18 protein-coding genes are annotated in these 21192 nt (G+C 70.3%); 10 read left to right on the top strand and 8 right to left on the bottom strand.

Annotated features, from left to right (window positions below; genetic code table 11):
* The first annotated feature begins 224 nt into the window (after positions 1 to 224).
* The 4 genes from rpmB to FHR66_RS16680 all read left to right on the top strand — a co-directional run bounded on the left by rpmB (position 225) and on the right by FHR66_RS16680 (position 3755).
* The gene (gene rpmB, locus FHR66_RS16665) at positions 225 to 461 is read left to right on the top strand and encodes a 50S ribosomal protein L28 (RefSeq protein ID WP_160969509.1); all 237 of its coding nucleotides are present in this window, start codon (positions 225 to 227) and stop codon (positions 459 to 461) included.
* A gap of 10 nt (positions 462 to 471) precedes the next feature.
* A complete protein-coding gene (rpmG, locus tag FHR66_RS16670; RefSeq protein WP_169411268.1) occupies positions 472 to 639 on the top strand; it encodes a 50S ribosomal protein L33 in 168 nt (55 codons plus the stop codon).
* Between the two features lie 159 nt (positions 640 to 798).
* On the top strand, positions 799 to 2217 hold the full coding sequence (cls, locus tag FHR66_RS16675) for a cardiolipin synthase (RefSeq protein WP_160969507.1): 1419 nt from the start codon (positions 799 to 801) through the stop codon (positions 2215 to 2217).
* Between the two features lie 113 nt (positions 2218 to 2330).
* Positions 2331 to 3755 carry an FAD/NAD(P)-binding protein gene (locus FHR66_RS16680; RefSeq protein ID WP_160969505.1) on the top strand — a complete coding sequence of 475 codons (1425 nt, stop codon included), beginning with the start codon at positions 2331 to 2333 and terminating at the stop codon, positions 3753 to 3755.
* Positions 3756 to 3949: 194 nt separating this feature from the next.
* Here FHR66_RS16680 and FHR66_RS16685 read toward each other — a convergent pair whose 3' ends face one another.
* The gene (locus FHR66_RS16685; RefSeq protein ID WP_167087955.1) at positions 3950 to 5434 is read right to left on the bottom strand and encodes an MFS transporter; all 1485 of its coding nucleotides are present in this window, start codon (positions 5432 to 5434) and stop codon (positions 3950 to 3952) included.
* Between the two features lie 159 nt (positions 5435 to 5593).
* Between FHR66_RS16685 and FHR66_RS16690 the strand changes: the two genes are divergently transcribed.
* Positions 5594 to 6475: a LysR substrate-binding domain-containing protein gene (locus FHR66_RS16690; RefSeq protein WP_160969501.1), complete on the top strand. Its 882-nt coding sequence runs from the start codon at positions 5594 to 5596 to the stop codon at positions 6473 to 6475.
* A gap of 70 nt (positions 6476 to 6545) precedes the next feature.
* The gene (uvrD, locus tag FHR66_RS16695) at positions 6546 to 8747 is read left to right on the top strand and encodes a DNA helicase II (protein WP_160969499.1); all 2202 of its coding nucleotides are present in this window, start codon (positions 6546 to 6548) and stop codon (positions 8745 to 8747) included.
* Between the two features lie 75 nt (positions 8748 to 8822).
* Here the strand turns inward: uvrD and FHR66_RS21155 are convergent, their stop codons facing one another.
* The 6 genes from FHR66_RS21155 to FHR66_RS16720 all read right to left on the bottom strand — a co-directional run bounded on the left by FHR66_RS21155 (position 8823) and on the right by FHR66_RS16720 (position 14739).
* Positions 8823 to 9077, bottom strand: coding sequence for an Imm32 family immunity protein (locus FHR66_RS21155; protein WP_425612888.1), 255 nt, complete (start codon positions 9075 to 9077; stop codon positions 8823 to 8825).
* Positions 9010 to 9972 (bottom strand): UPF0104 family protein, encoded by a 963-nt coding sequence (locus FHR66_RS16700; RefSeq protein ID WP_202394914.1) that lies wholly within the window; start codon positions 9970 to 9972, stop codon positions 9010 to 9012. Before FHR66_RS16700 ends, FHR66_RS21155 begins: the two co-directional genes overlap by 68 nt.
* Complete coding sequence (gene clsB, locus FHR66_RS16705) at positions 9969 to 11174, bottom strand: cardiolipin synthase ClsB (protein ID WP_160969495.1); 1206 nt, start codon at positions 11172 to 11174, stop codon at positions 9969 to 9971. The genes FHR66_RS16700 and clsB overlap by 4 nt, the downstream gene beginning before the upstream one ends.
* The gene (locus FHR66_RS16710) at positions 11171 to 11911 is read right to left on the bottom strand and encodes an endonuclease/exonuclease/phosphatase family protein (RefSeq protein WP_160969493.1); all 741 of its coding nucleotides are present in this window, start codon (positions 11909 to 11911) and stop codon (positions 11171 to 11173) included. The genes clsB and FHR66_RS16710 overlap by 4 nt, the downstream gene beginning before the upstream one ends.
* A gap of 119 nt (positions 11912 to 12030) precedes the next feature.
* Positions 12031 to 13968 carry a M61 family metallopeptidase gene (locus FHR66_RS16715; protein WP_160969491.1) on the bottom strand — a complete coding sequence of 646 codons (1938 nt, stop codon included), beginning with the start codon at positions 13966 to 13968 and terminating at the stop codon, positions 12031 to 12033.
* A gap of 474 nt (positions 13969 to 14442) precedes the next feature.
* A complete protein-coding gene (locus FHR66_RS16720) occupies positions 14443 to 14739 on the bottom strand; it encodes a hypothetical protein (protein ID WP_237475420.1) in 297 nt (98 codons plus the stop codon).
* 211 nt (positions 14740 to 14950) lie between these two features.
* On the opposite strand from FHR66_RS16720, the gene FHR66_RS16725 reads away from it, so the two are divergent.
* The 3 genes from FHR66_RS16725 (at position 14951) to FHR66_RS16735 (ending at position 17032) form a co-directional block, all read left to right on the top strand.
* Complete coding sequence (locus tag FHR66_RS16725; RefSeq protein ID WP_160969489.1) at positions 14951 to 15511, top strand: sugar O-acetyltransferase; 561 nt, start codon at positions 14951 to 14953, stop codon at positions 15509 to 15511.
* A gap of 84 nt (positions 15512 to 15595) precedes the next feature.
* Positions 15596 to 16042, top strand: coding sequence for a universal stress protein (locus FHR66_RS16730; RefSeq protein ID WP_160969487.1), 447 nt, complete (start codon positions 15596 to 15598; stop codon positions 16040 to 16042).
* A gap of 600 nt (positions 16043 to 16642) precedes the next feature.
* Positions 16643 to 17032 (top strand): hypothetical protein, encoded by a 390-nt coding sequence (locus FHR66_RS16735; RefSeq protein ID WP_160969485.1) that lies wholly within the window; start codon positions 16643 to 16645, stop codon positions 17030 to 17032.
* A 154-nt stretch (positions 17033 to 17186) separates the two neighbouring features.
* Here the strand turns inward: FHR66_RS16735 and FHR66_RS16740 are convergent, their stop codons facing one another.
* Entirely contained in the window at positions 17187 to 17480 is a 294-nt protein-coding gene (locus FHR66_RS16740; RefSeq protein ID WP_160946949.1) for a DUF2782 domain-containing protein, read from the bottom strand.
* A 644-nt stretch (positions 17481 to 18124) separates the two neighbouring features.
* On the opposite strand from FHR66_RS16740, the gene polA reads away from it, so the two are divergent.
* Positions 18125 to 20896 carry a DNA polymerase I gene (gene polA, locus FHR66_RS16745; RefSeq protein WP_160969483.1) on the top strand — a complete coding sequence of 924 codons (2772 nt, stop codon included), beginning with the start codon at positions 18125 to 18127 and terminating at the stop codon, positions 20894 to 20896.
* The last annotated feature ends 296 nt before the right edge of the window (positions 20897 to 21192 follow it).

Genomic DNA, 21192 nt, shown 5'->3' on the forward strand with positions numbered 1-21192 from the left:
ACCGTGCCCGGCCCCTGTGGACAACTTGCACAAGTGCTTGATCGCCTGCATAATGCGCGGCTCGCTGTGCCCGGCTCCGGTCGGAACGGCGGCCGGATGCGCGATCTCCGGCCGGCCTCTTGCAGCGTAACCGCTTGATTTCCCACGTCGCGTGGTGGCCGCAGGGCTGCCGGGGCCGCCGTCTCCCAGGCTATGGGCGACTCAAACTACTATCGAGGTGCGCAATGTCCCGCGTATGCCAAGTGTCCGGCAAGCGTGTGCAGACGGGTAACAACGTCTCCCACGCCAACAACAGAACCCGTCGTCGCTTCCTGCCCAACCTGCACGAGCGCCGCTTCTGGGTCGCCAGCGAGAACCGCTGGGTCAAGCTGAAGGTTTCCGCGCACGCGCTGCGCACCATCGACAAGAACGGCATCGACAGCGTTCTGGCTGAGCTGCGTGCGCGCGGCGAAAAGGTCTGAGGAGTAGAGCATCATGGCAGGCAAGCGCGATAAGGTCCGTATGATTTCCTCGGCCGGTACTGGCCACTTCTACACCACGGACAAGAACAAGAAGAACACCCCGGGGAAGATGGAATTCCTCAAGTACGATCCGGTCGTGCGCAAGCACGTCCTGTACAAGGAAGGCAAGATCAAGTGATCGGCTGATCCTCGGATCGCTGCTCACGCTGGACACGGAACCCGCCGCAAGGCGGGTTCCGTGCGTCTGGGGCATGGAAAACCCCGCCGTTGATGCGGCCATGGTTGCGTTTGTCGGCGCAGTCCGCAGAATCGGGCGACCTGGGTTGCGAGGATCGCGATGCTGCCGGTCTGGTTGGAAGGCACGTGGCTGCTGGCGCTGGACTGGTTGATCCGGCTGGTGGCGCTGTTGTGGATCCCCACCCGCACCACGCCGGGCGCGGCGCGCAGCTGGCTGCTGCTGGTGGGCTTCGTGCCGTTGCTGGGGCTGCCGCTGTACCTGTTGCTCGGCCACCCCTGGCTGTCGCGCGAGCGCATCCGCCGCCAGGCGCTGGCCTCGCAGGTCATCCGCGAGCAGCAGGTGCCGCTGACCGCGCTGCGCTGGGCGCCGCCGGCCGACACCGTGGTCGCCGAGGTGGTGCCGCTGGTCGAGCGCCAGGGCGACTTCATGCCGACCCACGGCAACAGCGTCGAGCTGCTCGACCGCTATGCGTCCTCGCTGCAGGCGCTGATCGACGACATCGACGCGGCGGTCGAGCGCGTGCACCTGCTGTACTACCTGATGTTCGACGACGCGGTCGGCGATGCGGTGAGCGCCGCGTTGCTGCGCGCCGCCGCGCGTGGCGTGCACTGCCGGTTGCTGCTGGATGCGCGCGGCGGCCGTCGTGGCCTGTGCCGCTACCGCAGGCGCCTGCACGCGGCCGGGGTCGAGGTGCAGGCGCTGTTGCCGGGCGGGCTGCGCTGGCGCCGCAGCGGCCGCATGGATCTGCGCAACCATCGCAAGATCGCGGTGATCGACAACCGCGTCGGCTACATCGGTTCGCAGAACCTGGCCGAGCCGCAGTTCGTCCCCGGCCATCCCAATCGCGAACTGGTGGCGCGGGTGCAGGGGCCGGTGGTGGCGCATCTGGAAGCGGTGTTCGCCAGCGACTGGTTCATCGAGACCGGGCAGCGCCTGAGCGTGGTCGCCCCGGCCTCCATCCACGGCGGCGGCGTCGCCACGCAGCTGTTGCCCAGCGGGCCGGCGTACCCGTTCGAGAACGCGCGCGACACGGTCAACGCGCTGATCCACCTGGCGCGGCGGCGCATCGTCATGGTCACGCCGTACTTCGTGCCGGACGAGGCCACGCTCAGCGCGCTGCGCATCGCCGCGCTGTCCGGGGTGGACGTGCAATTGATCGTGTCCGAGAGCAACAACCAGCGGCTCACCGCCTGGGCGCAGGAGGCCTATTACGACGAGTTGCTGCGCAGCGGGGTCAAGATCGCGCTGTACCGGCCGTGCTTCCTGCACGCCAAGCACCTGAGCGTGGACGAGGGCATCGCCCTGGTCGGGTCGATCAACCTGGACATCCGCTCGTTCGCGCTGAACGCCGAGGTCGGCATGCTCTGCTACAGCGCCGCGGTAGTGCAGCGGTTGCGCGCGGTGGAAGCCGACTACCTGGCCGATGCGCGGGTGCTGACGCTGCAGGACTGGCGCAAGCGGCCGGCCTGGCGACGCAGCCGCGAAGGTATCGCGCGCCTGGCCGATGCGCTGATGTGAAGCGCATGCCGATGACAGGCGCATGACGCGCTCATGCGCGATCGGTGCCGGCACATGCGCGACGGTTCTCAGCCACGGGCCGGGCCGGTGGGGGCTTCCCTTACAATCGCCGCATGAATGAGCTTGTGCCCAGCGAACCGGCCGACGCCGACTGCGATATCGCCATCGTCGGCGGCGGCGCGGCCGGTGTACTGGTCGCGTTGCAGTTGCTGCGCCGGGCCGGCACCGCGCTGCGCGTGCAACTGATCGAGTCGCAGCCGGCGCTGGCGCAGGGCGTGGCCTATGCGACGCCCTGCGCCGAGCACCTGCTGAACGTGACGGCCGGGCGCATGAGCGCCTTCGTCGAGGCGCCCGACGATTTCCTCGACTGGCTGCAGCAGCAGGCGCTGTATCCGCAGCTGTCGCGCGCCGCACTGGCCGAGGCCTACGTGCAGCGCCGCCATTACGCCGCCTATCTGCGCGCGCGCCTGCTGCAGGCGCAGGCCGCCGGGCCGGCGCGTCTGCAATGGCGCCAGGCGCGGGTGCTGGCGTTGCACCCGCAGCCGACGGGCGGACAACGCCTGCAGTTGCACGAGGGTGGCCAGTTGCATGCCGGCGCCACCGTGCTGGCGTTGGGCAACAGCCTGCGCCCGCTGCCGGCGCGCGGCGCCCCCAGTCTCGATGCGCCGGCGCGAGTGGAGGCGTGGGATTACGCGCAGTTGCAGGCGATTCCGCGTGAGGCGACGGTGTGCATCGTCGGCTCCGGGCTGAGCATGGCCGACAGCGTGCTGACCCTGCTGGCCAACGCGCACCGTGGCCCGGTGCACGTGGTGTCGCGGCATGCGTTGCTGCCGTTACCGCACGCTGCGCATGGCGCGCCAGCCGACTTCGATGCGCAGGCGCTGCTGGCGATGCCGCTGCGCCAGCGGATGCGCGCGCTGCGCCGCCACGCCGCCGCGGCGCAGGCGCAGTGCCAGCCCTGGCAGAGCGTGATGGACCGGGTGCGGCCGCTGAGCCAGGCGCTGTGGCAGTCGCTGTCGGTGGCCGAGCAGCGCCGCTTCCTGCGCCACGTGGTGCGCTACTGGGACGTGCACCGTCATCGCATCGCCGCACCGGTCTTCGCGCAACTGCAGGCGATGCGCCGGGTCGGCCAGTTGCGCCTGCACCGCGCGCGGCTGGACACGGTGTTCCCGGTCGGCGCCTGCGTGCAGGTCAACGGCACGGGCGCCGATGGCGTGCCGCTGCAGCTCGATGCGCACTGCGTGATCAACGCCACCGGCGTCGAACTGCGCGCGCAGACCATGCGTAATCCGCTGCTGCATCAGTTGCTCGGCTGCGGCCATGCGCAGCCGGGGCCGCACGGCATCGGCGTGGGCAGCGCCGCCGACGGGGCGCTGCTCGACGCCGACGGCCGCGCCACGCCGCGTATCCGCGTGCTCGGCAGCCTGCGCATCGGCAGCCTGTGGGAAAGCCTGGCGATCCCCGAGCTGCGGGCGCAGGCGCAGCAGACCGCGCAAGCCTTGCTGACGTTGGAGTTGCCGGTCGCCGCCGTGCATTGAGCGCCGCGGCGCATGCCGGCCGCGGTTGCGCGCGGCGCAGCCGCGACCTCCTTTTGTAGGAGCGGCTTCAGCCGCGACCCGGGATTTCGGGAAAGCCCGTCGCGGCTGAAGCCGCTCCTACAGGGACAGGACCTTCGCGTCGTTTCTAGCCGCGACCGGCATTGCCGGTCCTGCAGGCGGGGCTCCTATCGCGATCAGCGGCTTCCCTCCACCGCGTCCTGCGGCGTGCGCCCGAGCAGCCCGCAGATCGCGATCGCCGCCAGCGCGGTGATCGCCGCCAGCACCCGGGTGAGCGTGCCGAAGGCCGCGGCGTAGGCCAAGCGCAGTTGCGCTGCGGACAACGCGCCTTCCTGTAAGGATGCCGGTAGATCGCCGGCGACCAGCCGCTGTGCGGTGTCCGCCAGGGCCGCGTGCGGCAGCAGCGGCGCAAGCGCGGCCAGCCGCACGTGCAGCAACGCCGCCAGCAAGGCCGCCACGCTGGCCAGGGCGATGCCTTCGCCGGCCACGCGCAAGGTGCCGAACAGGCCGGCGGCCATGCCGGCGCGTTCGGTCGGCACCACGCTGACCGACAGTGCATCCATCAGGCCCCAGGGCAGGGCGGTGCCGGCACCGATCAACAGCAGCGCCGGCAGCGCCTGCGCCGGTGGCCGCGCGCCCAGCCAGCACAGGCCGGCCGCGGCCACCGCCAACCCGGCCGCGGACAGCCAGGCCGGGGCGATGCGCTGCGCCAGTGCGGCGGCCAGGCTCGGCACCAGCAGCATCGGCGCCGACAGCGCCAACAACGTCAGGCCGGCGCTGGCGGCCGGCGCGCCGTCCACGCCGATCATGCGCAGCGGCAGCAGCACCAACAGCACCACGTAGCTGTAGCAGGTGGCGACCGGCAGCAGCTGCACGCCGACGAAGCGCCGGTAGCGGAACAGGCTCAAGTCCAGCAGCGGATGGCGGCGGCGCCGTTCGATCCGCACGAAAGCGAGCAGCAGCAGCGCGGCGGCACCGAGCAGGGCCAGCGCCGCGGCGCTGCCCCAGCCGCTGTGCGGCCCCTGGATCAGGCCGGCGGTGAACAGCGCCAGCGCCGCGCTGAAACACAGCGCGCCGGCACGGTCCGGCGGGCCCGCGACCGAAGCGCGCGAGGCCGGCAGCCAACGCGCGGCCAGTGCCCACGCCAGCGCCGCGACCGCGGCCACGCCGAAGAAGATCGCGCGCCAGCCCAGCCGTTCGCTCAGGGCGCCGGCGGCCAGCGGGCCGAACGCCAGGCCGGTGCCGAAGGTGGTGCCAAGCAGGCTGAACGCGCGCGTGCGCGCCGCGCCGGTGTACAGCTGCGCCAGCGCCGCGGTGCCGGCGGCGAGCGCGGCGGCGGCACCGACGCCTTGCAGCGCCCGCCACAGGTCGATCGCCGCGACCGAGCCGGCCATGGCCACGCCCAGGCTGGCCGTGGCGAACAGCGCCAGGCCGCCGAGGAACACCCGGCGCCGCCCATGCCGATCGGCGAGCGCGCCGGCGGCCAGCAGCAGGCTGCCGAAGCTGAGCATGAACGCGTTGGTGATCCAGGCCAGGGCCAGCGCGCTGCCGCCCAGGGCCGCGCCGATCGCCGGGGTGGCGACGGCGCCGCCGGAGAAGTTCAGCGGCAGTGCCAGGGCGGCCAGGCACACCGCGGCCAGGGCGGCGCCGCGGCGCGGCATGGGAGTGGAGCGGGAGGTCGAAGCGGAGGCTGAAGCGGAGGTCATCGGAGCGACTCTTGCGACGAGATCGGGACGCCACTAGAGATACCGATGCGGCAATCCGCGAAAAAGGCCGCAATCCTCCGCGCTTTGCGGAATGGAACGCTCTAATATCCCGGCATGGACCGCCTCACCGGCATCGTTGCCTTCGTCCGCACCGCCGAACAGCGCAGTTTCGTCGGCGCCGGCCGCGTGCTCGGCATCTCGGCCTCGGCGGTGGGCAAGAGCGTGGCCGCGCTGGAGCGCGCGCTCGGTGTGCGCCTGCTGCAGCGGACCACCCGACGCATCGCGTTGACCGCCGAGGGCGCGCTGTTCCTGGAGCATTGCCAGCGCGTGCTGGCCGACCTGCGCGAGGCCGAGGATGCGCTGGCGCAGACCCGGCAGGCGCCGCGCGGACGGCTGCGGGTCGGCCTGCCGACCATCGGCTACCGCTTCCTGGTGCCGCTGCTGCCCGAGTTCCGCCAGCGCTATCCGGACGTGGAACTGGACCTGGCGTTCGACGACCGCGTGGTCGACCTGCTCGAACACGGCCTGGACGCGGTGATCCGCAGCGGCGTGCAGGCCGACTCGCGGCTGCTGGCGCGGCGCCTGGGGCCGTTCCGTTTCTGTCTGTGCGCCGCGCCGGACTACCTGCGCCGCCGCGGCGTACCGCAGACCCCGGCGCAGCTGGCCGCGCACGACGGCGTGCTGTTCCGCGTTCCCGGCACCGGCAAGCCGCAGGACTGGCCGCTGGCGGAACCGGCGCCGCTGCCGCCGGCGGTGCTCACCTGCAACAACATGGAAGCGGTGCGCGCGGCGGCGATCGCCGGCATGGGCATCGCCTGCATGCCGGCGTTCCTTGCGCAAGATGCACTGGCCGACGGCCGCCTGCAGTCGGTCCTGGACGCGCACCTGGCCGACGGGGGCGCGTTCTTCGTGGTGTGGCCCTCGAGCCGGCAGCTGTCGCCGAAGCTGCGCGTGTTCGTGGATTTCCTCGCCGATCGGCTGTTCCGCGCCGACTGAGGCGATGCCGCACGCCGATCGGCGCGCGCTGTCGCAGCCGCTGCGCCGCCGCACCGGCTAAAATGCGCGGGTGGATGTCTCTCATTTGCTCGACGATCTGAACCCCGCCCAGCGCGAGGCCGTTTCCGCACCGCCCGGCCATTACCTGGTCCTGGCCGGCGCCGGGTCCGGCAAGACGCGCGTGCTCATTCACCGCATCGCCTGGCTCAACGAAGTCCAGCGCGTGCCGGTGCACGGCATCTTTGCGGTCACCTTCACCAACAAAGCGGCCGGCGAGATGCGCCAGCGCACCGACCTGCAATTGCGCAACGGCAGCCGCGGCATGTGGATCGGCACCTTCCACGGCCTGGCGCACCGGCTGCTGCGCCTGCACTGGCAGGACGCGAAGCTGCCCGAGAGCTTCCAGGTGCTCGATTCGGATGACCAGCTGCGGCTGGTCAAGCGCGTGGTGCAGCAGCTGGAGCTGGACGAGGGCAAGTTCCCGCCCAAGCAGATCGTGTGGTGGATCAACCAGCAGAAGGACGAGGGCCGCCGCGCCCAGCACATCCAGCCGGAGCCGCGCGACGAGTGGGTCACCACCCTGCGCAGCGCCTATGCGCTGTACCAGGAGCGCTGCGACCGCGCCGGCCTGGTCGACTTCGCCGAACTGCTGCTGCGCGCGCACGAACTGCTGCGCGACACCCCGGCGCTGCTGGCGCACTACCGCGCCCGCTTCGGCGAGATCCTGGTCGACGAGTTCCAGGACACCAACGCCATCCAGTACGCGTTCGTGCGCGTGCTCGCCGGCGACAGCGGCCACGTGTTCGTGGTCGGCGACGACGACCAGGCGATCTATGGCTGGCGCGGGGCCAAGGTCGAGAACGTGCAGCGCTTCCTCACCGATTTCCCGAGCGCGCAGACCATCCGCCTGGAGCAGAACTACCGCTCCAGCGCCAACATCCTCAACGCCGCTAACGCGGTGATCGCGCACAACCCCGACCGCATCGGCAAGCAGCTGTGGACCGATTCGGGCGATGGCGAGCCGATCGACCTGTACGCGGCCTACAACGAGGTGGACGAGGCGCGTTACGTGGTCGAGCGCGTGCGCCAGTGGGTACGCGACGGCGGCAGCTACAGCGAGGCGGCGGTGCTCTACCGCAGCAACGCGCAGTCGCGCGCGTTCGAAGAGGCGCTGATCGCCGAACAGGTGCCGTACCGCGTCTATGGCGGCATGCGCTTCTTCGAGCGCGCCGAAATCAAGGACACCCTGGCCTACCTGCGCCTGGTCGCCAACCGTGCCGACGATGCGGCGTTCGAGCGCGCGGTGAACACGCCGGCGCGCGGCATCGGCGATCGCACGCTCGACGAGGTGCGGCGGCTGGCGCGCGCGCAGTCGCTGTCGCTGTGGGCGGCGGCGCAACAGGCCGCGCAGCAGGGCGGCGAACTGGCCGCACGCGCGCGCAACGCGCTGGGCCAGTTCCTGGGCCTGATCGAGCAACTGGCCGCGGAAGTGGCAGGGCTACCGCTGCCCGAGCAGATCGACCAGGTGCTGGCGCGCTCCACCCTGCGCGAGCACTGGAGCAAGGAGAGCCGCGGCGGGCTGGATTCGGAATCGCGCACCGACAACCTCGACGAACTGGTGTCGGTGGCCTCGCGCTTCGTCCGCGCCGACGGCGACGAGGACGCCGACGAAGGCCGCCAGGCGATGACCGAACTGGTCGCGTTCCTGGCCTACGCCTCGCTGGAGGCCGGCGAAGGCCAGGCCCAGGCCGGCGAGGAGGGCGTGCAGCTGATGACCCTGCACTCGGCCAAGGGCCTGGAATTCCCGATCGTGTTCCTGGCCGGCATGGAAGACGGCCTGTTCCCCAGTGCGCGTTCGCTGGAAGAGAGCGGGCGCCTGGAGGAAGAGCGGCGCCTGGCCTACGTCGGCATCACCCGCGCCCGCCACAAGCTGGTGCTGAGCTATGCCGAATCGCGGCGCATCCACGGCCAGGACAACTACAACGTGCCCTCGCGCTTCCTGCGCGAGATCCCGCGCGAGCTGCTGCACGAAGTACGGCCGAAGGTGCAGGTCTCGCGCAGCGCATCGCTGGGCGCGCCGCGCAGCATGGGGCATGGCGTGATCGAGGCGCCGGCGGTCAAGCTCGGTGCCAACGTGCAGCATCCCAAGTTCGGCGGCGGCGTGGTCATCGACTACGAAGGCAGCGGCGCCCACGCCCGCGTGCAGGTGCAGTTCGACGAGGCCGGCGCCAAGTGGCTGGTGATGGCGTACGCCAATCTGACGGTGCTGTAGGCCGCGGCGATGGTGGTATGCCGGGGGGCGGCGTGGTGCGCAGGTCGCCCGCCGACCGCTCCGGCGCGGACTGCATCATCCCAACGTCGCGGCAGCCACCACGAACTGCGGTGCAGTCTCGAACTGCGCGATGTGGTCGGAAAGGTGCAGATGATCGTAATCGGCACCCACGCGCTCCATCTCCGCGGCACAGTCGAGAAGGAACTGCGCGATCGCCTTCAGCTCGCCGGGGCCGCCGCTAACGCGATTGGCCGCAGCCGTGTCAGTCGGTGCCCGCTGCGTGTGGTGGCGCCTGAGCGCCGCGCCGGCGCCGCGCCTCCAGCACCGCATAGCCGGCACAGGCGAGCAGCAACGGGCCGAGGTAGTAGAAGGCGCGGTAGGCCAGCAACGCCGCCAGCAGTTCCGCTTGCGGCGCCTGCGACCCCAGCAGCGGCAGCACCACCGCTTCCAGCACGCCGATACCGGCCGGCACATGCGCGATGGCGGTGGCCACGGCCGCCGCCAGCAGTGCGCCGAGCACCGAGGTATAGCCGACGCCGGCCGGCATCAGCACGTACAGCAGGGCGCCCATCAGCGCCCAGTTGCCGGTGCCCAGACCGAGTTGCAGCAGGGCCAGCGGCAACGGCGGCAGGTGCAGGACATGGCCGCGCACCTGCAGGGTGTGGCCATGCGCACGCTGGCAGCCGATCAGATACGCCAGCACCGCGGCCAGCATCGCCGCGCCGATCCACGGCAGCGCCGCACCACTCAGTGACCACTGCGCTGGCATGCGCAGGCGGCCACTGACTAGCAGCACACCAGTCAGCAGCAGATAGCCCATCCAGTTGGTGGCGATGGCGAAGCCGATGACGCGACTGATCGTCGCCAGGCCCAACCCGGCGCGGCCGTACAGGCGGTAGCGGATCGCGGTGCCGCCGATCAGCGCACCGATGTTCAGGCTGAAGGCGTAGGCGATGTCTGCGATCGCCATGACCCGCGGCGTCGCCACCGCATGCGCCGCGTAGCGACGCGCGGCCAGGTCGTAGCCGCCGTACAGCAGGTAGCTGGCCAGGCTCAGTCCGGCCGCGGCGGCCAGGGTGCCGGTACCGTAGCCGGCCAGGGTGGTGCCGACTTGCGCCCAGTCCACGGTGCGCGCCGCGCGGACCAGCAATACCGTCACCAGCACCAGGAAGGCCAGATAGGCGAAGCGGCGCAGCATGCGCCAGCGCGGACGCGCACGGCTCATGGTGCGTGCCGATTGCGTCGCAGCACCGCGGTGCGCGGCGTGCGTGCCGGCAAGCGGCTGGCCCACTGCGGCACGTTGCGCAGCACGTGGAACAGCAGCGGCCGCAGCAGCGGTTGCCAGAAGCGCCCGCGCGGTACCTGTGCCGGCACGACTTGCCGGCAATGCCGCTGCATCAGCCGCTGCAGGCGCCCATGCAGGTCGCGCGCAAAGGTGGCGTCGCGGATCACCAGGTTGGCTTCCAGGTTCAGCGCCAGGCTCAGCGGATCCAGGTTGCTCGATCCCACCGTGCTCCAGTGGCCGTCGATCACCGCGACCTTGCCGTGGAACGGGCGCTCGCAGTATTCGAAGATCTGCACGCCGGCGTCGACCAGATGCCGGTACAGCGCGCGTGCGGCGAACAGCGCCAGCGGCGTGTCCGGTTGTCCCTGGAAGATCAGCTTCACCGCCACCCCGCGGCGCGCGGCGGCGCACAGGTCGCGCAGGAAGCCGTAGCCGGGGAAGAAGTACGCATTGGCGACCACGATCTCCTGCCGGGCGCCGCGGAACGCCTGCCGGTAGGCGCGCTCGATGCTGCGCGAGCGGCCGGCATTGTCGCGCGGCAGGAAGCACACTTCGGCCTCGCCAGCGGGCGGCACATCGACCTGCGCCTGCGGCACCCAGCCCGCGCCGGTGCCGTGCGTGTCCTGGGTCCGGCGCACGAACGCGACCATGTCCGCCACCACCGGGCCGTGCACCTCCACCGCGTAGTCCTGCTTGGCCTCCGGTCCGAAATCGGCCAGGTGATCGGCCGACCAGTTGATGCCGCCGATCATGCCGATCCGCCCGTCCACCACCAGCAGCTTGCGGTGCATGCGCCGGAACACATTCAGGCGCACGCCGAGCAGGGTCGGCTGATGGTCGAACAGGCGCAGCTCGGCGCCGGCTTCGGTCAGTTCGCGCACGAACCCGGGCGAGAGATCCGGCGAGCCGAACGCGTCCACCAGCAGGTGCACGCGCACGCCGCGGCGTGCGGCGGCGACCAGGTGGTCCTTCAGCGCCAGGCCGACCTTGTCCTCGAACCAGATGAAGGTCTCCAGCAACACCTCGCGCCGGGCCGCGTCGATCGCGGCGAAGGCGCGCGGGAAATACGCATCGCCGTTCTCCAGCAACTGCAGGCGGTGGCCCTGGCGCCAGCACGTGTCGCGGTTCGCCGCGCGGTTCACAGCACGATCCTGGCATGCAGTGGGGCGTGGTCGGACAGGTGCGACCACGGGCGGCCGGTCAGCACCCGCGCGGCCTCGATGCGCACATTGCGCAGGTAGATGCGGTCCAGCGGCAGCAGCGGCCAACGCGCCGGGAAGCTGCGCGCCACGCGTCCGTGCAGGTGCGCGAAGGCCTCGGTCAGGCCATGCCGCTGCAGCAGCGGATGCCCGCGCTGGCGCCAGTCGTTGAAGTCGCCGGCGACGATCAGCGGCGCCTGTGCTGGCAGTTCGGCGATCAGCGCGCCGAGCAGGCCGATCTGCCGCCGCCGGTGCGCCTCGCGCAGGCCCAGGTGCACGCAGATCGCATGCAGCGCCACGGCATGCCCGGGGATTTCCAGCACTGCATGCAGCAGCCCGCGGTGCTCGTGGCCGGCGATGGAGACATCGCGGTTGACGAAGGAGGCGATCGGGAAGCGCGACAGCAGCGCGTTGCCGTGGTGCCCGTGCGGATACACCGCATTGCGGCCGTAGGCGAACTGCGGCCACAGCGTATCGGCGAGGAATTCGTACTGGCTCTGCGCCGGCCAGTCGGCGTGGCGGCCGGCATGCACCTGATGCTCGCCCAGCACTTCCTGCAGGAACACCAGGTCCGCGGGCAGGGCACGGATCGCCGCGCGCAACTCCGGCAGCATGAAGCGCTGCTTCAGCACGCTGAAGCCCATGTGCGCATTGATGGTCAGCAACTCGATCGCAGGCATGTCGGGGCAGGACGGAAATTACGCCTGCCATTGTCGCCAGCGTCCGCGTGCGGCGTGTGACGGTGTCATCTCGCGCACCTGCCGCCGCTGCATTGCCAGCAGCGGCGGCGAGCGTGGGCTCAGCGCCGTGCGGCGATGATCTTGCTCAGGTAGTCCGGCGTGCCCTCGACCCGCACCAGGTGCGGATACTGCAGGCCGTCGTGATAGTTCACCGGCACGTCGCGCACGCCGCCCTGGTACTTGAGCGTCAGCACGATCGGCGCGCTGCCGCCCTTGGCGTCGGCGATGGCCTGCTTGAGCGTGTCGCGCGAGTAGTCCTGGCCGTTGACCGCGAGCACCGTGGCGCCACTGCTGACCCCGGCCTTGAACGCCGGGCCGTCCCACAGCACGTCGTTGATGCTGGCGTCGTCGTTCATCACCAGGCCGATCGACCAGGCGAAGTTGTAGCGGTGCCGCGCCGACTGGTGGCGGCCGTCGTACTGCTTCTCGAATGCGCTGGGCTGGTCGGTGTACACCAGCTTCCAGCCGCTGGCCTGCAGGCCTTCCAGCAGCGGCGGATCCACCTGGTACACGCGCCGGTTGATGTAGTCGGCCCAGTCGTAGTGGACCACGCCGTCGAGCGCGGCGACGACGTCGTCGAAGGTATAGGTCTTGACCGCGAAGCTGCCGTCGTCGACGCCGAAGAACGCCTTGGCCACGTCGTCCAGCGACTTGCGCCCGCCGCTCATCGCACGCAGCTTGGCATCCACCGCCAGCCACACCATCTGCCCGCCGCTGTAGTAGTCCTCGCTCATCTGCCAGCTGCGGTAGGGCAGCGGCGCGCGGTGCGCGGCGGTGGGATCGTTGGTGGTGTCCTCCAGCGAGCGCCAGCGGAAGCCGGCGCGGTTGCGGTCGTAGTTGGCCGCGGTCATCGCCAGCGCGTCGCGGAACTGCTGCGGCGTCCACATCCCGGCGCGCGCGGTCAGCACATAGCCCCAGTATTGGGTCTGGCCCTCGTACACCCACAGCAGCGAGTCGCCCATCGGCACGTTGAAGGTGGGCGTCCACAGGTCGGCCGGGCGCCGGAACTTGCCGTTCCACGAGTGCGTGTACTCGTGCGCCAGCAGGTCGCGGTCGGGTGCGTTCTCGTCCCAGGCGCTGAAGTAATCGGCGCCCAGCCCGTTCTCGCTGGACTGGTGGTGCTCCAGGCCGTTGCCGCCGAGCACGTCGGACAGCGAGAACAGGAAGTCGTAATGCGCGTAGTGGTGCGAGCCGAACAGCTTGATCGCCTGCACCGGCAGGTTGCGGTGCACCTGCAGCTGCTCGGCGCTGATGTCCAGGAACCGCGGCGCGTCGGCGACCACGTCCAGATGCACCGGCGCACCGCCGGCCGGGGTCAGGTCCACGCGCTTGAAGTAGTGCCCGGCGTAGATCGGCGAGTCGACCAGCGTGGTGAAGTCCACCGGCTTGAAGGTGGTGGTGGCGCCGTCGCGGCTGGCGGTCTCCAGCGCCGTGCCGAACTCCCAGCCGGCCGGCAGGGTCACGCTGGGCGTCACGGTGATGCCGCGGGTGTCGTGGCCGGCCGGGTACAGCGCCACCTTGTTCCACTCCAGCTGCAGCATCTTGTCGGTCATCTCGAAACCGTCGTCGCGCGGCGACAGATACTGGAAGCTGGCGTCGATCGCGCTCACGCCCTGCGGCACGTCGACGTGGAAGCTGTACACGTCGAAGGTGTCGCGGCGCCACGGCAGGGGCTTGCCGTTGGCGGTGAGGGTGAGGCCGGCCAGCATCGCCACCGGCCCACTCGGCGAATGATCGCCGGGGATCCACTGCGGGTACTGCAGGGTCAGCCGCCCGGCGCTGACCGGGATGGTCTCGTGCACGCGGTAGATGCCCTGGCGCACGTCGCCGGCGTCCACCTGCAAGGTCAGGGTGCCGGGGTAGGGCGTGTCCTCCGGCGCCGGCACGTCGGGCGCGCGCACCACCTGCGCCTGCGCGGCGCCGGCGAGCGCCAGGCCGATGCCGAGGACCAGCGCCCGATGGGCGCGACGGGAGGCGGGGAAAGCGGTGGCGGACATGCGCGGCTCCGAGGCAACATGAGGTACGGAAGCGCGGAACGTTAGCACTTGCCGGCATCGCCGGCGTACCGGGTCTGCCTGGCCGCGCAAGCGCCAGGCGATGCCGTTCATGCGGGCACCGGGTGGGCTGATGGCGGTCGGGGCGCGGGGTGCAAAATGACCTCGGCGACCTGTTGCATCGCCTGCGGCTGAGTTGTTCTTGGTCCGCGGCGGCCACAGCGGTGCCTGCGGGCGATCGGTCGCCCGGATCGCGCAGACCGGGAAGGCGTCCGCCATGCCGACCGTGGTCTTGTGGGAACGGCTGCAGCCGCGACGCGGGGTGATTGAACCTGCGATCACGCGCTCAGCGATCACACCCTCAATGGAACCGGCGTTTTGCTCGAGGACACAGGCATGCCCCGGCAAGGGCATGCGTTCGATGCCAGGCGGCGCGGTCGATCGTCTGTACGCCGTCGTGTCCGTGTCGCCGCGCGACTAGTCCTTCAGTGCCCCGTCGCTCGGATCGCTGGCGGCATAGGTCGAGGTCGGCAGTTCCGCAGCGTGCGGATGCCGCAGCGCCTCGCGCAGCGGCGCCGGCAGATGTTCGACCGCCAGGATCACCTTGCCGAAATGCACGTCGCGCACCGCGCTCGAGGGCACCACGAAATCGCCGCCATTCTCGATGTTGATGACGAACGTCGCACCGCCGTCGCGCACTTCGCGCACCGCGCCCACACCGACCTCGCCGTCGGCGACGAAGACCATCTGACCTGCTTCCACACGCTCGGACATCGCGCACCGCCTTGTCTGGGAGAGAGCCCGCGCGGCCAGGCATGGGCGGCACGGTCGTTCGATGATCGGCTGCGTGTGTGTTGCTGGACGGTGAATGCCGCGTGGCCTGCAGGTCACGACGTCGCCGCGCCGCCCGCGTCGTGACCAGGCTACGCGCCGTTACGCAGCGCGATGCGATCATGCCGGCTCGACCGATGCCTGGGAGGGCAGGATGCGAAGCGAGAAAGAGAAGATGCTGGCCGGCGAGGCCTATCGGCCTAACGACGCGCAGCTGCAGGCCGAGCAGGACGCGGCCAGTGCCTGGATGCTGCGCTACAACGCGGCGCTGGCCCAGCCGCCGGCGCGTCGGCACGCGCTGCTGGTCGAGGGACTGGGTTCGGTCGGACACGGCGCGGTGGTCCGGCCACCGTTCCATTGCGACTACGGCTACAACATCCATCTCGGCGAGGACGTGTTCCTCAACTTCAACTGCGTGATCCTGGACGTGGCGCCGGTGCACATCGGTGCCGGCACCCAGATCGGGCCGGCGGTGCAACTCTATGCCGCCGATCACCCGCGCGATGCCGCGCAGCGCGCCGAGGGGCTGGAACTGGGGCGGCCGCTGACGATCGGGCGCAACGTCTGGATCGGCGGCGGCGCGATCGTGCTGCCGGGGGTGACCATCGGCGACGACGCGGTGATCGGCGCCGGCAGCGTGGTCACCCGCGACGTGCCCGCCGGCGCGCGCGTGGCCGGCAATCCGGCACGCCTGCTGAAGCCGCACAGCGACTGAATTTGATCCGGGTCAAGGAAGGCGCTGCGCATCGGGTGTGCAATGCTCTCCCAGCCGCCGCGCGCGGCGTCACCGGAGCACCCCATGTACCAGCGCATCCTGATCGCCATCGATGGTTCCGAGTTGTCCGCCAAGGGCTTGCAGCAGGGACTGGCGCTCGCCGCCACGCTCGGCGCGCAGGTGGATATCGTCACCGTGTCCGAGCCGTGGGCGATGGGCATGTACGACGCCATGGGCTGGAGCGTGGGCTACGAGGCCAGCCCCGAATACCGCCAGGACCGCGAAGCCGGCGCGCAGAAGATCCTGGCGCCGGCGCTGGCCGCCGCGGCGGCCAGCGGGGTGACCGCGCACGGCCGCCACGTGCTCGACCGCTACGCCGCCGAGGGCATCATCGAGATGGCCATGGCCTGCAACAGCGAGCTGATCGTGATGACCTCGCACGGCCGCCGCGGCATGAGCCGGGTGCTGCTCGGCAGCCAGACTGCGGAAGTGCTCGCCAACAGCCAGGTGCCGGTGCTGGTGATCCGCTGAGGCGTTGACCAGCCCACGCCGGGGGCGGCGCGGGCGCTGAAAGTTCGAGGCCCGCGTTCGGTGGTTGCCGGCACGGCGCGCTGCGGCGCCGTCGCGCACCGTGCACAGCGATCAGGTGGTGGTTGACCAGGCCGGCGACCGCTACCGCGAATGACGCCTCGCGGCGCGGCGCAAGCCGCCGCGATGCAATTGCCCACGCATGGCTTCCGCCGCGTCCGGCCTCCTGTCGTCGCCGAGCACCGATCGCGTTGCTTCCGGCGCCCATCATGCTGCTGCCCAGGGGCGTCGATTGCGTGCGTCGCAGCCATGGCGCGACCGCGACCCGTTCGCGCCGTAGCGCGACTTCTCTCGGCCGCGTTTCCCTGCGAGCGCGTGTCATCGCGCCCTCCCCGCAGGATCAGGCTTGCGCCGATGGTCCGCTGTGCCGCGCGCGGCGACGCTGTTCCTGCCGGTTCCGCCGCGACCATTCACAGGCCTGGATCCGCACGCGTTCGAAGAGAAGCGTGGCGGTTGTCATGCGCCCACGAACGCGGCGGACGACGGCGCATGGATCGGCGCGGCGCCGCCGGCGCTCATCACACACGACTGAGGAGAACGTGCATGACCATCAACACCGAAGGCTATTACGTCAACGGCGGCAAGTGGAAACTCGGCGCCGAAGGCCAGATCACCGGCCAGGGCAAGCAGCAGCACTCGGAGATCGGCGTCTACAACGCGCTCGGCAAGAAGGCCGCCGCGGGCCCGTACCTGATCGTGCAGGATGCCTTTCCCTGCGCCGTCTGCGATGCCACCTTCAAGAAGCAGGCGCTGCCGGTGCTGGTCAAGGTGACCGCGAACAACGGTTCCTACTCGGCCGACCAGGGCCTGGGCCTGAGCCCGCCGGCCAGCATCTATCCGTACTACCTCTGGTACCACAAGGGCACAAAGACCGCCGGCACCGCGACCGCACCGGCCGGGTTCCCGGCGATTCCGGCCTTCGCCGACGTCTAGGAGGCGGCTGTTGGGTTGCGGCCAGCGCATATGCCTGGCCGCGCCGGGTTTGGGCAGGTCGGCGGGCTTGCGACGTGCGGCTGGCATCCGGCCGTTCGTCGGATGCGCACGCATGCCGCAGCGCGCTGCCGTTCCGCAGCGCGCTTGGCATGTGTCACCAGCTGTAGAGCTTCCAGTACACCGGCGATACGTTGTCCTTGCTGCCGTCCACTTCCATATGGCCGTCGCCGTTGCGGTCGTACAGGTAATAGGCCGGGCCGCGCGCCGGCGTCACCTTGACCATGCGCAACTGGCCGCCCACCCGGTACTCGTCGACGGTGTCGCCGTTCTCCATCTTGCGTTGGGTCGTCTCCGCGCCGCGCACGTCCACCGGCGCACCGTCCGGGCCAAGGCCAGTGGAGGCGCAGCCCGCCAGCAGCAACAACGGGACCAGGATCAGGGCTTTCATGACGGTGTTCTCCACGGGTAGGGCATGACGCAGAGTATGCGCCGAGTAGTCGCATGCGGTGTGCGAATGGCAAGGGCGGATGGCAACTCGTGGACCAAGTCAGCGCGTCGCTTCGCGCCGACCCTCACCCCAACCCCTCTCCCGGTGGGAGAGGGGCTTTGGCTTGTCCTTCTCCCCTCGGGAGAAGGTGCCCCGCAGGGGCGGATGAGGGTACGGGCGCAGCCGCGTGGACCAAGTCAGCGAGTCGCTTCGCGCCGACCCTCACCCCAACCCCTCTCCCGGCGGGAGAGGGGCAATGGCTTGTCCTTCTCCCCTCGGGAGAAGGTGCCCCGAAGGGGCGGATGAGGGTACGGGCGCAGCCGCGTGGACCAAGTCAGAGCATCGCTTCGCGCCGGACCCTCACCCCAACCCCTCTCCCGGTGGGAGAGGGGCTCTGGCTCTCCCTTCTCCCGTCGGGAGAAGGTGCCCCGCAGGGGCGGATGAGGGTACGGGCGCAGCCGCGTGGAGCAAGTCAGCGCGTCGCTTCGCGCCGACCCTCACCCCAACCCCTCTCCCGGTGGGAGAGGGGCTAACCGCCGTGCACCGCTGCCCCGGGGGCGGTACTCATTGCGGGGCCGCGAACCCACCCAGCGTAGAATTGGCCGATGAGCCGATTAGTCCTGATCGACGGGTCCAGTTACCTGTATCGCGCGTTCCACGCGCTTCCGCCGCTGACCAATGCCGCCGGCGAGCCCACCGGCGCGCTGTTCGGCGTGGTCAACATGTTGCGCGCCACCCTCAAGGAGCGCCCCGAGTACGTGGCCTTCGTGGTCGATGCGCCGGGCAAGACCTTCCGCGACGACCTGTACCCGCTGTACAAGGCCAACCGGCCGCCGATGCCCGACGAACTGCGCGCGCAGGTGGAGCCGATGTGCCAGATCGTGCATGCGCTGGGTATCACCATCCTGCGCCAGGACGGGGTCGAGGCCGACGACGTGATCGGCACGTTGGCCCTGCAGGGCGCCGGCGACGGCCTGGACGTCACCATCTCCACCGGCGACAAGGATTTCGCCCAGCTGGTGCGCCCCGGCGTGCAACTGGTCAACACCATGAGCGGCAGCCGCATGGATTCGGACGCGGCGGTGATGGAGAAGTTCGGGGTCTGGCCGCACCAGATCGTCGACCTGCTGGCACTGATGGGCGATGCCATCGACAACGTGCCCGGGGTGGAGAAGTGCGGCCCCAAGACCGCCGCCAAGTGGCTGGCCGAATACGGCTCGCTGGACGGGGTGATCGCCCATGCCGACAGCATCAAGGGCAAGATCGGCGACAACCTGCGCGCGGCGCTGGAGCGCCTGCCGCTGAACCGCGAACTGGTCACCATCAAGACCGACGTGGCGCTGGCCGGCGGGCCGCGCACCCTGGGCCTGCGCGAACAGGAGCCGGAGCAGCTGCGCGGCCTGTACCAGCGTTACGGCTTCACCCAGGCGCTGCGCGACCTGGACGGCGGCGTGGCCGCGCCGGAAGCCGCCAGCGAGGCCACGCCCAGCCTGCGCGGCACTGCCGCCGGCTATGCCCGGGCCGCGGCGCCGGCCGCCGATACGGCGCTGGACCCGGCATTGGCCGCCAAGGGCGACTACACCGCGGTGACCACTCCCGAGCAGTTCGAGGAACTGCTGGTGCGCCTGCGCGCCGCCGACGGCTTCGCCTTCGACACCGAGACCGACGCGCTGGACGCGATGCGCGCCAACCTGGTCGGCCTCAGCTTCGCCACCGAGCCGGGCCGCGCCGACTACCTGCCGCTGGGCCACGACTATCCCGGTGCGCCGGTGCAACTGGACCGCGCGCTGGCGCTGGCGCTGCTCAAGCCGCTGCTGGAAGACCCGGCCAAGGCCAAGGTCGGCCAGCACGGCAAGTACGACCTGCACGTGCTGCGTCGCCACGGCGTGGAGGTGCGCGGCTATGCCGACGACACCATGCTGGAGAGCTTCGTGCTCAATTCCACCGCCAGCCGCCACGACATGGACTCGCTGGCCAGGCGCTACCTGGGCTACGACACGGTCAAGTACGAGGACGTGGCCGGCAAGGGGGCCAAGCAGATCGCCTTCTCGCAGGTGGCCATCGACGATGCCACCCGCTACGCCGCCGAGGACGCCGACATCACCCTGCGCCTGCACCGCACCCTGTCGGCACAACTGGACGCCGAGCCGGCGCTGGCGCAGGTCTACCGCGAGATCGAGATGCCGCTGGTGCCGGTGCTGGCGCGGGTCGAGGCCAACGGCGTGTGCGTGGACATCGCCGAGCTGCGCAAGCAGAGCCAGGACCTGAGCCAGCGCATGCTGGCCGCGCAGCAGAAGGCCACCGCGCTGGCCGGGCGCAGCTTCAACATGGATTCGCCCAAGCAGCTGCAGGCGGTGCTGTTCGACGAACTGAAGCTGCCGGCGGTGTTGAAGACCCCCAAGGGCCAGCCCAGCACCAACGAGGAGGCGCTGGAGGCGATCGCCGACCAGCACGAGCTGCCGCGGGTGATCCTGGAGTACCGCGGCCTGGCCAAGCTGCGCAGCACCTACACCGACAAGCTGCCGGAGATGCTCAATCCCGACACCGGCCGCGTGCACACCAGCTACCACCAGGCCGGCGCCGCCACCGGACGGCTGTCCTCCTCCGATCCCAACCTGCAGAACATCCCGATCCGCACCGATGACGGCCGCCGCATCCGCCGCGCCTTCGTCGCCCCGCCCGGGCGCAAGCTGATCGCCTGCGACTATTCGCAGATCGAGCTGCGGATCATGGCCCACCTGTCCGAGGACCCGGGCCTGCTGCGCGCCTTCGGCAGCGGCGTGGACGTGCACCGCGCCACCGCCGCCGAGGTGTTCGGGCGCAAGCTGGAGGAGGTCACCGGCAACGAGCGCCGCGCCGCCAAGGCGATCAACTTCGGCCTGATGTACGGCATGAGCGCGTTCGGCCTGGCCCGCAACCTGGGCATCGGCCGCGGCGAGGCCCAGGACTACGTGGCGCTGTACTTCAGCCGCTACCCGGGTGTGCGCGACTTCATGGAGCGCATGCGCGAGCAGGCCCGCACCCAGGGCTACGTGGAGACCCTGTTCGGCCGCCGCCTGTACCTGAACGACATCAACGCCCGCCAGCAAGGCCTGCGCGCCGGTGCCGAGCGCGCCGCGATCAACGCGCCGATGCAGGGTACCGCCGCCGACATCATCAAGCGCGCCATGGTCGGCGTGGACGCCTGGCTGCAGGACCACCGCGACCGCGCGCTGATGATCCTGCAGGTGCACGACGAACTGGTGTTCGAAGCCGATGCCGACTTCGTCGACACCTTGCTGCCGGAAGTGACGGGGCGGATGTCCGCCGCGGCGGAGCTGAAGGTCCCGCTGGTGGTGGACAGCGGCGTGGGCGACAACTGGGACGAGGCGCATTGACCGCCCGGGTCCTGGAGATGGCTCCAGGGCCCGGCCTGGTGTTGCGGTGTGTTGCGTAGACAGCACGCGCGTTGCCCGCTGCGAATGGAATCCGGTTTTCGGGCGGATTATCCCGCCAGTGATTTTCGCTTTCCCATTCGCGCTGTTTTTTTGACCCGATCGCGCGCTGAAAGCCCTGAAATGCCAACTGGCGTCACACCCTGAAACACCCGGCACTACAGCGTTTGAACGGAATTTTGACGCGGTGTATTTCGGGCGAAGTTTTGGGAATGAATCCGTCCTTAATCTGACAAATT

The sequence above is a fragment of the Xanthomonas sp. F4 genome (assembly GCF_011761895.1).